This window comes from Sinorhizobium fredii NGR234 (genome assembly GCF_000018545.1).
Classification (GTDB): Bacteria; Pseudomonadota; Alphaproteobacteria; order Rhizobiales; family Rhizobiaceae; genus Sinorhizobium; species Sinorhizobium fredii_A.
The window spans coordinates 14,399-27,592 of sequence record NC_000914.2 but is presented as its reverse complement, the minus strand read 5'-3'; the positions used below and the strand labels follow the sequence as shown (position 1 = coordinate 27,592).

The window sequence follows — 13,194 nt, the reverse complement described above, 5'->3', positions numbered from 1 at the left end:
CCGCAGCGGGCGAATAGTCCGCACGCCCCTGACCACATTGCATACTGGTTGGATGCTCTCTTCAAGGTTGGGGCTTTTCAATATGTTCAGACTACTTGCGGCGATACTCGTTTTCACGGGACTAGCTTCGGCGGTGAATGCCGATCTTCTGCAGACTGGGGGTAGCCGATGGGTTGTGCTCGCAAGTACGCGAGATCTCGACAACGCCATTGGCATCGCGAACCTTTACCAGCATCGCTTTGATGACGTTCGCGTGGCGGAGGCCTCGAACGGTTGGCTCGCAGTGATCGCAGGACCAGTATCAATCGCCCGAGGAGCGAAGGCGGCACGCGAAGAATTGTGGAGTGCTGGCGGGTTTCCCCCTGACTTGTTCCTTAGCAATGGGCAAAGCTTGAGACGCACCGTGTGGGAGCCGCCGAAAGGTCGGCCCATTCCCACCTGGTCGTATAAAGGTGGCCAGCCACTAGTCTTTTCAGCTGGAGGGCTCGAGATTGAAGTGTCTCATCTTGCCGAGGGCAATACTCGGTATCCGTCTATCACGCTTCGCAGGGCCGGACGTCTGCTCATAAAGGAAGTTCTGAAGGGGTCCGAGTCTTTCGGGGACAACATGAATGCTGAAGTGCGGCTCGTTTGGCTCGACCGCGCGGTCGCCGAACCACAGATCATCTTTTCATCTCATTGGAATGGAGCACATTGCTGCACAGTTTCTAAAATACTAACAAAGGTCGGCAACGGCTGGACAAGTATCGAAGGCGCTACGCTCGATGGCGGTGGGTATCGACTTCAGGACATCGACGGCGATGGCAGCGTGGAATTGCTCAGCGTCGACAATTCCTTCCTTTACACGTTTGCTCCTTACGTCTTCTCATCAGCTCCGTTGGTAATATCGAAACTCGATGGAGATCGTTTGATTGACATGCGCTGGAATTCTGCCTTCCGACGCTACTATCGTCGCGAGCTCTTTGGATGGGAGTACCGGGCAAAACTGGAACCAGAGATCTGGCGAAAGAACGGTTTTCTGAGCGCTTGGCTGGCATTGAAATCAGTGTTGGGCGAATCAGACCAAGCCTGGACCGTGGTCTTGGAAAATTACGATCGTTCAAGCGAATGGCCCTTGACCGTATGTGATGCTCCTCTGAAGGAAGGTGTGTGCCCAGAGGAAGCCACTCGCGAGGTGAGTTTCCCGGAGGCGCTGCGCGATCACCTTGCGCGTAATGGATACTTGGGTCCGCAAGTGGCGAAAATCGAGGAAACTTCAAAGCCCACTGAGCAGCCGTCACCCGCCGATAGCACATCAACGCCTGCGGCACCTGAGAAGGGCGCCGCCTCCAGTGCAGGAACAGGCTTCTTCATCTCAAAACAAGGCCACCTTGTCACCAATCACCATGTGATCAAGGGTTGCAGCGCCATCGAAGTGCGCCGCCCCGGCCAGTTGAGGCTTCCGGCAAATATTGTGGCAGTGGACCCCACCAATGATCTAGCTCTACTACGTGTGGAAAGCGATACGGGCGCATACGCATCTGTCCGGGTAGAAACACGGCTGGGCGAGTCAGTCGCCGTATTTGGCTATCCGCTTTCTCATGTCTTGGCCAGCGGAGGCAACTTCACCCTCGGCAATGTTACGGCGCTGGCTGGCCTTGGCAACGATACGCGTTTCATCCAGATATCTGCTCCCGTCCAACCGGGTAATAGTGGCGGCCCGCTAATTGATAGTTATGGCAATGTCATCGGCGTTGTGACGTCGAAGCTCGACGCACTGGCTGCACTTGCGGTAACAGGGGACATCCCCCAGAATGTAAATTTCGCCCTACGCGGAGCAAGCCTGTATGCTTTCTTGCTCTCCTACGGGATCTCGCCCGTGGCTGGGTCGAATACACAAAAACTGGACGCGCCGGAACTCGCTGAACGTGCTTCGTCATTCAGTGTGGCAGTCACCTGTGAATGACTTGGCACCGGTCCGCTGCGAACGTGTTACGTGCAGCTCTCTCGCACATGGCCACTACCACTGCAACGTGCAAGTCGGAGCATACCTCGAGCTCGAGCTCTTGATGGGAGTAGAACCTGAGACTTCGTCAATTCGACGTCTGGCGCAGTTGAATGGATCCGAACCGGCGGCACCAAGCTGTAAAAACTTAAGTCATTCCGTGCTCGAGATTTTTTCCAAAAATTGGCTTACGCGAGATCTTACATCGTTACCTCCCACCACAGTGATCGTCGCAACGCCCTCACGCTGGCGAAGTTGACGAACCTGACGAGATAGCCCATATTTTCGTTGGAGGTGCCCTATGGCCATGACCGAGAAAAAAGGTGGTTCCCGCAAGCGCAACGAGCGCCGTAAGAACCTTATCACCGGATATGCCGGCAAATGGGAACCGCTCTTTGAGAAAAAAGCGGCGGCCCGCGCGACCGCAGCGCGCGTGCTTTCTGGCGTATCCGAAGGTGTCAAGCGCGCCAAGAACACGGGCGGCACCGTTCGTGTGACCTATGTCATTCGATCGGCGGACGAAGAGCCGGAAATCGAGATCGAAGAGATCGCCCCTCAGAAGGACGCGCTGGACACCGCCCTCGCGGCCGCAAAGCAGCGCGGCGCCGAGCGTGTCGCCGAGATCCTCAAGGGACCCGAGATGTTGTCTGCGGACGAGTTCGCCGAAGAGATCGGCGCCACGCGCGAGACGGTGAACAGAAAGCGTAAGCGTCACGAAATTCTCGGGCTCGAAGGAGCAAAGCGAGGCGTGCGCTTTCCGAAATGGCAAATCGGCGATGATGGTCAACTGCTTGGCGGTCTCGCGCAACTGTTCGAAGCTTTGAACGGGCACCCTTGGGCGGTTTACCGGTTTCTTCTTCAGGAAAGCGATAGCCTCGGCGGTCGCACAGGTCTTGAGATGCTGCGGAAGGGCATGATCGAGCATGCAGTTGGAGCAGCGCGCTCCATCGGCAGAGGTGATTTCTCCTGAGCATCTCGCTGAATTTGCTGCCGCCGGCCGACTTCGGCTCGCGTGAGCTTGTGACCCAAAAATTGACTTCGAACGCCCCGTGGTACCGGCTCTACCAAAGCCGGTATCCCAACCCTCTTGGCTACGGCTTCGGATCAAGCCGCTTCAGTGATCCCGAAGTGACCCTGTCTGCGGGTTTCGGCAAAGTCCGGACAGGATTTCCGGTAATCTCCGGACACAGTTTTCAGTAATTCCCGGACAGCGATTCCGCTAAATCCCGGACAGTTTCCGGCGGCGGTTTGACGGGTTGGTTCGCGGCTGCGCCGTCTTGTTGGTTAGGCCTCTCACGACAACGTTGAGAGGGGCCGATGCCGAGACGGAAGCAAGCAAGACGAACGACAGTGAGGGATATCCGGACTATTCTGCGCCTGACCCATGAAGAGGGTCTTTCGGTGCGCGAGATTGCCGAGCGGCTGAAGATCGGCAAGAGCTCGGTATCGACCTATTTGCTGCGATCTCGGGAAGCCGGGCTTTCGTGGCCGTTGCCAATCGGCGCGGACGAGGATGCAAAGCTGGAGCGGCGGCTGTTCGGCCGAGCCGGTCGACCGCCGCGCGATCTCAGCGAGCCGGACTGGGCGCTGGTGGTTCGGGAGCTGAAGCGCAAAGGCGTGACGCTGACGCTTCTATGGCAGGAATACCGCGCCAGCCATCCTGATGGTTACGGCTTCACCTGGTTCTGCGAGCAGGTTGCCGCCTTTCGGCAGCGCACCAGTGTAGCGTTCCGCAATCGGCACGCGGCGGGCGCCGTGATGCAGACCGACTATGCCGGGCCGACGGTGCCGGTGATCGATCCGGCAACCGGTGTCATCCATCCGGCCCAAATCTTTGTCGCGGTGCTGGGCGCCTCCAACCTGACCTTCGCCCATGCCAGCTTTAGCCAGCAGTTGCCGGATTGGATCGACGGTCAGGTGCGTGCTCTGACCTTCTATGGTGGGGTCACCAAGGCAATCGTGTGCGACAACCTCAAATCGGGGGTGGCCAAGGCCCTTTGGTTCGAGCCGACATTGACTGCGACGTTCGCCGCCATGGCGGAGCATTACGACACCACGATCCTGCCGACCCGCAGCAGGAAACCGCGCGACAAAGGCCGGGTCGAAGGCGCGGTATTGATCGTGGAACGCTGGATTCTGGCCCGGCTCAGGAACCGTACCTTCTTCTCGCTTGCCGCCCTCAACACGGCGATTGCCGAATTGCTCGAGGACCTGAACAACCGGACGATGCGCCATGTCGGCAAAAGCCGCCGCGAGCTGTTCGAGGAGATCGAGCGGCCAGCCTTGAAGCCCTTGCCGGCGATACCGTTCGAATATGCGGAATGGAAGTCGGCGAAGGTCCATCCGGACTATCATGTCGAGGTCGACAAGACCTTCTACTCGGTGCCGCATCGGCTGATCGGATGCACCCTCCAGGTGCGGCTCACCCACCGGGTGGTCGAGATCTTCCACGACCACCAGCGTGTCGCCAGCCATGTTCGCCGCTCCCAGCGTTCCGGCCACGTCACCGTCAACGACCATATGCCCAAGGCGCATCAGCGCTATGCCAACACCACGCCGGCCAATCTGATCGGCCGTGCGACCCAGATCGGCCCCAATGCCGCCATCCTGGTCGAACGCATGATGCGCGACAGGCCGCATCCGGAACAGGGATACCGCTCGGCCATGGGCATTCTGTCGCTGGCGCCGCGCTATGGATCCCAGCGCCTCGAGGCGGCCTGTGAGCGGGCGCTCACCATTAATGCCATCACCTATTCCTCCGTCGCCTCCATCCTCAAATCCGGCCTCGACCGGGAAAGACCGCAGGCTGAACACGCGGCCCCCACGCCTGCGCATACCAATATCCGTGGCCGATCCTACTACCAGTGAAGGAAGCAAGAATGCTGACGAACCCCACCCTCGACCAGATGCAGGCCCTCGGGCTGACGGGCATGGCCGCCGCCTGGCGCGAATTGACCGAGCAGTCCGGCACCAATGAGCTCAGCCGCGATGAGTGGCTCGGACTGATGCTCGACCGCGAAGTCACCCTGCGCGCCGACAAGCGCATCCGTAACCGGCTCGCCTCCGCCAAGCTACGCTTTGCCCAGGCCTGTATCGAAGATATCGACTTCGCCGCCGCCCGCGGTCTCGACCGGCGCAACACCATGGCGCTCGCCCAGGGGCAATGGCTCACCGCCCACGAGGGCCTGATCATCACCGGCCACACCGGCACCGGCAAGTCATGGCTGGCCTGTGCCTTCGGCAGGCAAGCGGCCAGGCTCGGTCACTCCGTGCTCTATGTGCGCGTGCCCCGAATGTTCGAGGAGCTCGCGCTTGCCCGCCTCGACGGCTCCTTCCCCCGCCTCATCGACAGGCTCACCCGCGTCCAGCTCCTCATCCTCGATGACTTTGGAACCCATACGCTCTCCGATCAGCAGCGCTTTCACCTCTTCGAAATCGTCGAGGAGCGTTATCAGCGAAAGTCCACCCTGATCACAGCTCAGGTTCCCGTGGCAAGCTGGCACGACCTTATTGCCGACAGCACGGTCGCCGACGCCATACTCGACCGTATCGTCCACAATGCTCACCGCATCACCCTCCGGGGCGAGAGCATGCGAAAGCAAAAAAGCGCACCCCTCTTGACTGGGGCAGAAAACGGCGAAATCAATCAGCCCTGATGCTAACCAGGCTGCCGAGGACCAACCGCATCAAACTGTCCGGACTTTAATGAAATTGCTGTCCGGGATTTAGCGGAATCAATGTCCAGTTTTTGCGAAGCGCGCAATTGCCGGCAGCATCGCCGTTCCCCAAGATCTAGGCACGGCCGATTTGTGGGGGCATGGAACACGCGTTGCCGGCATTGCCGCCTTCGGCGATCTGCGGGCACAATTGGCGACTGGAGAACTACGTCGAGGTTCCAGGATCTGTGCGGCCAAGGTCACAAACGATACAGGCGGCTTTGACGACCGGCGCCTCGTGCCTTCACAAATGCGCGAAGCAATCACTCGGCTTAACGAAGAATTCGGTTGCAGGATTTTTGTCATCTCGCTCGGCGACAAGAAGCGCGTTTTCGACGGTGGCAAGGTCGGGACTTGGGCCGCGACGCTCGACGAACTCGCGCGAGAGCGCAATGTTGTCATTATCGTGTCCGCTGGAAACCGCGGGCCACGCGCCGGTAGCCGCGTGGAGCAAGGCGTCACCGAGTATCCGGACTACCTCCTCGAGGCAAATAATCGCCTGCTTGAGCCTGCCGGCGCCATGAATGTAATCACGGTCGGTTCGATTGCGCAGGGAGACGGTCTCGACGCCGATATGGCGGGCGATGTGCGGGTCCGCCCGATAACCCGCGCGAACGAACCTTCTCCGTTTTCGCGCGTGGGGCCAGGTCTCGGTGGTGGCACCAAACCCGATCTTGTCGACGTTGGTGGCACGTTGATCTTCGACCCTGTCGTCGCCCGCCTTCGAGGCGGCGAGGATCGGCCGAGCGCTGGGGTTCTCACCCTCAACCACAACTATCTCAACCGTCTTTTCACGGCTGGGTCCGGCACATCCTACTCGGCGCCACGCGTCGGGTTCAGCGCCGGTCAAATTCTCGCTCGCTTTCCTGGCGCTTCAGCGAACTTGGTTCGTGCACTTTTGATCAATTCTGCAGAGGTCCCGCAGCAGGCAAGCGAGCGCCTTCAGATACTGGGAAGCGAGGCGGTGCGTTCGGTTTGCGGCCACGGTCTCATCGACCTTGAGCGCGCCGGTTTTTCTGATGATGCCCGTGTGACATTGTATACGGAAGACGAGCTTCCGCTCGATCATTTCGCTGTCTATCGCATCCCAATCCCTGAGGTCTTTCAGGAAGGAAACACCGAGCGCACAATTCGCGTAACGCTCGCCTATGACCCTCCCGTCCGCCATACCCGGAACGACTATGCTGGCGTCGGGATGAGCTTTCGGCTGGTGCGCGGGTGCGAGCCTAATTTCATCTTCGAGCACTATCGCAAGAGAGCGGAGGTTGAAGGCCCCTTCCCCGAAATGGAGAACCGCTTTAACTGCAAACTCGAGCCTGGACCGAAGGTAAGAGAGAAGAGCTCAGTGCAACGCGCCAGCATCACGTTCAAGCGCGGAATCGAGCAATACGGCGACAGCTACTACCTCGTCGTGCGCTGCGAGAGTGGTTGGGCGACCCATGTGGATCGGCAACCGTTTGCGGTTGTCGTAGAGCTGCTTCAGAAGGCTGAAGTCCGGTTATACGAACGCCTGCGTCAGCGCGTTCGGGCATAACAGAACATCTGAACCAGTAGACTCCTATGCGGCCCTCTCACCAGTCATGCCCAACGGAGTATGGAACGTCAAATGTCTCAATCTATACAAATTAACCGCTCTGCCGCTGACGCATGGTCGCAGCTGGTCAAAGGCGGAGCCCTCGACATTGATGGCCGCGACAAAGAGTTCGCCGGGGCGATCTGCAAGATGCTGGACCCGACGGGAACTGATCTCGGGGACGCGCTCGCGAAAGCGACGACAGATCAGCTAATCCAGGTGTTCTTTCGTGCCCTCCAGCCTTTCTCAGAAATGTACCGTGAAATCCTACGGTTTTTCACAACAGCCGGCGCAAAATACGGGCGGGACCAATGGCGGATTGGGATTAGCGAAAAGCACTTCGAGCTGTCTGACTTTGAAGATTTCGTGCGGATGTGGGACGGCGTTCCCGGTGAAATCGATGTTCCGGCATTGGGACATGAAGACTTTGGCATTGTTTGGCTTGCCTGGGAAGCGTATCCGCAACTAGGAAACGTCGCCAATAAGGCGGCGCGAGAACCTGCCGAGCTCGGAATTGCCGACGTCGATCGGTGGCTCGTCGACTACCGATCGGGCCAAATCAACCCCCTCCCACTATCGGTGCTATCAGAACAACAGGACGCAGGTTTCCGAGAATTGGCCGCACTGGTCGCCACAGTTCATGAGGGATTGGTGGCGTTTAGTCAGAACCGAGCTGTGTTGCGGTCGCAATTCGATTGGCGAACGTTGAAGGGCAGTGATGCTTTTTCAGTCAACCAACTTGCCTTCCTCGATACGGACAACTGGCTGGGGACAGCTGTCGCAGGCCTGGCGCTGGCAAAGGGGATCGCCCCTGAAAGCAGAAGCAGAATCGCCCGCGTTCTCCAAAATGCGTTCGAGGGTCTGCCAACTCGCAAGCTGAAAGCGAGAGTCTCCTTGAACGATCTCGACCGGTTTTTGTCATTGCCGGTTTGGCAGAAGCGCCACGAGATCTATGCGGTCTGGGTATTCACAGAATTAGCTGCGGCCGCGAATGAGCACGACCTGGAGATATATCACGACCAAGGTAGGATCGCCTTCGAGTTCCGGGAGTCTCGACTTGCCACTGTCACGTCGGCACGGCCACCAATCGATATGATAACGGAGCGTCGCTCTCCAATTGCAAATCCAGTCGGCGCTGGTCGAACCGCCAATGTCCAGCCAGATTTCGGACTTTGGGCACGCGATCCGGGGGCCGAGCGCTGCGCTCTGGTGGTCGAGGTGAAGCACTATAAACGCACCGCGAAGAAGTCGTTTTCGGAAGTCATGACCGACTATGCGGCTGCTCATCCGAATGCGCCGATCGTTCTGGTCAACTACGGTCCGATCGGCGACATTCTGGACTGCATCCCGCTCAGCGCGAAGGCTCGTTGCGCCACCGTCGAGCACCTGACTGCCCTCAACCGGACAGCCAGGGAGGAATTTCGAGACTTGGTTCGAAAGGTGATTGGATGGCCAGTGCGGGCGGCGCCCGAGATCGGAGGGACAACCCGGGCGAAAAGTGCTGTCGCGGTCGATGTCTCGCGTTCCATGGCTCCAGTCCTGAGCGATCCTCGATTCAGCTCCGCGCTGGCCGCGATTGCGGTGGCGCCGCACGCCTCTGAAATCTTTCCCATCGATCGACGTGTCCACACCGCAATTTCGGTCGAGCAGGCGATCGAGCGGCTGCGTAGCATCCAAGGCGACATAAACGCGTTGGAAGCTCCGGTTACTGAGCTGCTTGGGACTTATGACGAAGTGATCGTTTTGACGGATCGGGATGGGCTTAACGATTTGAGCGCATTAAGATCGGCAAGTGAGGAATTTGCCGCAGGTAGCTTTTTCCGGGTGACTGTCAGCAGGCCTGAGTCGACGTGATCGGCCGAGGCTCGCCGCCAACCGATTAGACTACCCATCACAGCATTGCCCCCGGCAGAAATGCCGGGGGCAATGTTTGAATTCTTCCCGTCGGGAGCCGAAAGATGGCTCAATGACTGACTGCTAAAAGCCGCAGCTTATGCATCCTGCGATCAACGGCCAGAGCCGGGTTAGCCGCAGCGACAGCATCCAAAATGGCGGCGATATCCGATGTGCGGCCCTTGCACGGCGGCCCGCATGCGGCCCACACCAGCCTGAGGGCGGCGACCGGGAAGCGCGTGGCGAGCTCGGCATTGTTACGTTCGAGATCGTGAAGGCTGAGCCAGTCATCCTCGAATGTCGAGACATATGGTAGAAGGGCTTCGACCGCAGCTTCAAACGCAGTGCCGGCCGCCGTTGCTAACGAAAATACTTCCTTGCTCACGTCATTTGAAAGATAGCTGCGGTCGCGCGGCCAGATCGCCTGGAATGTTGGGCCATATAGGTCAGTCCAGGCGGCCGCTCGCTCGTCGTCCGGATTTTCCTCAAGCCAGTTTGTCATAATTTTCAAGGCACCGACGCGTATGTCCGCGGCAGCCTCCCGAAGCGTCTGCCGCGCCTGCTGCGGCGAGATACCCCTGACCACATTCGGTTCGTCAAAAGACGCAACCACCGCTCGGACGAGATGCGAGGCTGCATTGGCGGCCGAGACATCTTTTTGCCGGCTCTCCCGAACTCCCTGTAGAATGAGATCGGCAAAGCTGATTTCAGTATCCGCAACGAAGCTGTTGTATTCGACCAAGACCCCGCGTAGTCGCCTCCCCTCATCATTGTCCGCAGCGATGAAGGGTCTCAAGTGGTCGAGAGCAATTTCGTTCGAAACGCTGAAAACGAATGACAGGTACCGGACGCACGCTGCACGTGCCATTTCGCCGGAATAGGTCATGGACACGATCATCCGCTGCAATCGTTGAAAGTCCGCGGCGTTCACGTCGTCTCCATTTTCCCTTTGAGAGCTGATAGCTTGAAGCAGTGCTTCCGCAAGTGATCCACCAGTCGAGTTGATGACCCGGTCATAGGTCTCGACATCATCCCCCCAATCAACGTCGGGCTCGCCCTCAGCAGCTTGCCACAGCCGATCCCACCAGTTCGCGGGAAGAGCGAGTTGAAGCTGCCGTGAGTGTTCTGCTATGCGAGCCAGGGGACCGACAAGAGCGATGACGATCTCGTCATCTGCCTCTCCGAGAAGCTCGACCGCTTCTTGAATGACACGCAGCCACTCTGGGCTTGTCATATTCGCACGACTGGGAATGATCTCTAGCCACGTCGCCCAACGTGCAACTACGCCGATTTCAAGGGGATGAGAACGCAGCGCAGCATAGGCTCCGACCGGATCCTCTCGACAATATTCCACCCAGCCCTCTCGATCTTCGATGTCGCTGCTTTCCTCGAGCCGATCGGCGATCGTGAGGCGTTCGCTTGGTTGAGCCGACACAATTTGCGCGGTGCGCCCGCGGACGGCCCTGACTCCGGAGCTCCAAGTGCGGAAAAGATCCCGCTCATCGATTTCACGCGACAGGTATGTGCGCCGCTCACGAATTTCGTGTAGCAGGGTTTCGGCCTCCTGCGGGAGAACTACGTGCTCACTGATCGCGGTCAATCGAACCCAAATATCGCGGTCACGTGCACGGTCCTGCCAGTCGATACCGTCAGCGTTCTGTTCCCGGTCGGCATATCTTTGTGGACCCTCGACAAGGAGGCGCCGAACTAGACGTTCGACCGCCTCTCCGCTTGCCTGAGCAATGCGAGCGCGAACAATGGCGACGAACTCCAGCGCGAAGGACCAGAAGGCCGCCTCGTTGCTGGTTGCCAGCGCCTCAATAGCCTCGTCGGCGGTGAAAAGAGCTTGATGTGTAAGTGCGTGCATCCAAAGCCGGGTGGTCAGGTTGAACGGCTCCGCCCGCCATCCGCCGACCACCCTTTTCGTCCCCTCCAAATTGGCTTGAGCGGCCATGGGCAACGCGGATGTGATAAATACGGTGAGCGGAACAAACCCGCGGCGATGCTGATTTTGCTGATGATTAACAACGGACGGTACACCGAAATCTGTAACATCGCGTACCTGCCCGATCAGTTCAGCATCGCGCGCAGTCCGGAGCTGGCAAGAAAGTCGCTGCGAACCCCGCTCGAGCAGCCGCAGGATGTTTTCCGCGTTGCCGGCGGGGGACGCCAAAACATCCCGCAAGAACTCCTGATGCTCGCTCTCCATCGAAAAACGAGCAATATCCGAGAGCTGGTTTGGGTGCTCAGAAGGATCCTCATCGCGAAACGGCGCCTCGATTGTCAGGCGCGGTCCGATGGCATTGACCAAGTGTCCGAGGTCGGACTCCACGACCGGCCCTCGGTTCAGCCGGTGACGCAGCTGATAGTCTCGCAAACTGTCGTGTGATGCCGCCGCGGCCGCTTCGGCGAGCAAGCGCCAGGCTTTCTCCCATATCGCATCCTGCGGACGGTTCTGATCGAGTTCGCGAAACACGGCATCGGAGAACTCCTGTGATCCCCTCCCCAGATGTTTAATGGCGGTTAGGTATCTGACCTTGTCATCCCATCCTCTTGCGAACCATCGGGCAAGCATCCAGGCTCGCGCGCGTTCGCCGAAAGCTCGGATCACCACGGCAAGTGTGTCGAACCATGCAGCATCTTCGCATCGCGTAATGAAGTGCTCGAAAAGGTCGGCCCTCGCGCCCAGCGCCCATTTGAGGGTGCGAATATCGTGGTCTGTAGTTTCGGATACCGGGCCCGAGACGATGGCGGCGATCATCTCGCGACGACGAACATCTGGATTCTCCACGAGGTTGGCCAGGCCTTCAAGACTTGACCATAGTGGCCCGTATGGATTGCCGCCTTCTGGATCGAATAGGAGCGGCTCCACCGCCAGAGCCTGCCACGGGGCGGCCGCGGCTTGGGGGTCGCCATTTGATGAGCTGAGCGCATATACGCGCCTGAGATCGGTAAAACGCTCCCTGTCACCTTCCAGAACGTTCAGGATGTAGCGCACCGGAGCATCGTTCGCAGTATAGCCCACCAAAACCAAGGTGCGACAACGCATGAGGTCGAAAAGGAAGCGAGCGGCCCAGCCGGCTCGCAGATATGCCTCCCCATACTGAGCGCTGGTCAGTACCAGTTCTGTTTGGGAAAGATTGAGCTCATCGTCGGTCAGCCGGCCGTGGGTGTGGACAACTCCCGTGAACCTCGCGCTCCCTGGAGCGGGTATATCCTGTCCTGCCGCGCTCTCCTGCGTCGCGAAAGCTGCCGAATGCGAAACCATGAGTGAGCGCTCGAACAGCGTGTCAAAGTTCGTGGTGACGATAATCGGCCTTCCAACCTGATCACGTGATAGCCGCAGGATGACGTCGTGATGCGCGGTATCAGGATTTGCGGGAACCTGCAGTTCTGCGGCCGCAGCGTCTATAACATCCTCTGATCGTACAAGGCGCCGTGACAGGGCACCCAAAACTTCTTCATAGCGAGACGCCTGGAAAGCATGGTCTTCGGCAGGCGTGCGCTCTTCCCCCAATCGATTATAGACGTTGAGCACGAGGTCGCGAAAATTTGGCAGTTGCGGCGCGCTGACCCCTGCACCGCAGAGAAATACGACATTCCCTTCGAGCAGTTCGTCGACGAGCGCTTCCGGGAAATCAGGACCGAGGTGATGAAGTCTCATGGCACTCTGACAAGCTCTTCCAAGTTGAATACTGCGCTGCGTCGCATGCGCCGACGCTAAACCAATGCATGAAACATGTCTTGGAGAATTGGAAGCGCGATTGCGGTTCCCTGACAAGCGGCCGCGAGAGCGGCGGCTTTTGCGGCTCGATTGTTCAGCGCATTGGCGGCGTTCTGCGTCTTGAAGACATCAATATCGCCCTTTGGGCCGGAGGCTAGGATAGCCGCGGGTCTCCATCCGTCTTCCGGGATCTCGTGATCGAATGGTACGGCAATTACCGTTGACCGCCACCATAATCCAGCAGCGGTGAACGCTGCCATTGCTGAGAGCGCGTTTAATAAGGTGACTATCATTTTGCAGTCTC

General features: G+C 58.8%; 8 protein-coding genes. 6 read left to right on the top strand and 2 right to left on the bottom strand.

All coding sequences use genetic code 11. The features are described from left to right. The first annotated feature begins 82 nt into the window (after positions 1-82). The 6 genes from NGR_RS29770 to NGR_RS29745 all read left to right on the top strand — a co-directional run bounded on the left by NGR_RS29770 (position 83) and on the right by NGR_RS29745 (position 9,127). A complete protein-coding gene (locus tag NGR_RS29770) occupies positions 83-1,945 on the top strand; it encodes a S1C family serine protease (RefSeq protein ID WP_240545259.1) in 1,863 nt (620 codons plus the stop codon). Between the two features lie 340 nt (positions 1,946-2,285). Continuing rightward, positions 2,286-2,954, top strand: coding sequence for a hypothetical protein (locus NGR_RS29765; protein WP_010875061.1), 669 nt, complete (start codon positions 2,286-2,288; stop codon positions 2,952-2,954). 347 nt (positions 2,955-3,301) lie between these two features. Then, positions 3,302-4,852 (top strand): IS21-like element ISRsp2 family transposase, encoded by a 1,551-nt coding sequence (istA, locus tag NGR_RS29760; RefSeq protein WP_010875060.1) that lies wholly within the window; start codon positions 3,302-3,304, stop codon positions 4,850-4,852. A gap of 11 nt (positions 4,853-4,863) precedes the next feature. Continuing rightward, the gene (gene istB / locus NGR_RS29755) at positions 4,864-5,640 is read left to right on the top strand and encodes an IS21-like element ISRsp2 family helper ATPase IstB (RefSeq protein WP_012708757.1); all 777 of its coding nucleotides are present in this window, start codon (positions 4,864-4,866) and stop codon (positions 5,638-5,640) included. A gap of 151 nt (positions 5,641-5,791) precedes the next feature. After that, positions 5,792-7,234, top strand: a complete 1,443-nt coding sequence (locus NGR_RS29750) for a S8 family peptidase (RefSeq protein ID WP_164924704.1) — start codon at positions 5,792-5,794, stop codon at positions 7,232-7,234. Positions 7,235-7,306: 72 nt separating this feature from the next. Beyond that, positions 7,307-9,127, top strand: a complete 1,821-nt coding sequence (locus tag NGR_RS29745) for a hypothetical protein (protein WP_010875057.1) — start codon at positions 7,307-7,309, stop codon at positions 9,125-9,127. Positions 9,128-9,236: 109 nt separating this feature from the next. On the opposite strand, the gene NGR_RS29740 is transcribed toward NGR_RS29745, so the two are convergent. Together NGR_RS29740 and NGR_RS29735 are read right to left on the bottom strand one after the other, a co-directional pair. Beyond that, a complete protein-coding gene (locus tag NGR_RS29740; RefSeq protein WP_010875056.1) occupies positions 9,237-12,830 on the bottom strand; it encodes an SIR2 family NAD-dependent protein deacylase in 3,594 nt (1,197 codons plus the stop codon). 56 nt (positions 12,831-12,886) lie between these two features. Further along, a complete protein-coding gene (locus tag NGR_RS29735) occupies positions 12,887-13,183 on the bottom strand; it encodes a hypothetical protein (RefSeq protein WP_010875055.1) in 297 nt (98 codons plus the stop codon). Positions 13,184-13,194 lie beyond the last annotated feature (11 nt).

Excerpts from the sequence above, each read along its gene's own strand:
- NGR_RS29770 (WP_240545259.1), top strand. The coding sequence starts at position 83 with ATGTTCAGACTACTTGCGGCGATACTCGTTTTCACGGGACTAGCTTCG.
- NGR_RS29765 (WP_010875061.1), top strand. The coding sequence starts at position 2,286 with ATGGCCATGACCGAGAAAAAAGGTGGTTCCCGCAAGCGCAACGAGCGC.
- istA (WP_010875060.1), top strand. The coding sequence starts at position 3,302 with ATGCCGAGACGGAAGCAAGCAAGACGAACGACAGTGAGGGATATCCGG.
- istB (WP_012708757.1), top strand. The coding sequence starts at position 4,864 with ATGCTGACGAACCCCACCCTCGACCAGATGCAGGCCCTCGGGCTGACG.
- NGR_RS29745 (WP_010875057.1), top strand. The coding sequence starts at position 7,307 with ATGTCTCAATCTATACAAATTAACCGCTCTGCCGCTGACGCATGGTCG.
- NGR_RS29740 (WP_010875056.1), bottom strand. The coding sequence starts at position 12,830 with ATGAGACTTCATCACCTCGGTCCTGATTTCCCGGAAGCGCTCGTCGAC.
- NGR_RS29735 (WP_010875055.1), bottom strand. The coding sequence starts at position 13,183 with ATGATAGTCACCTTATTAAACGCGCTCTCAGCAATGGCAGCGTTCACC.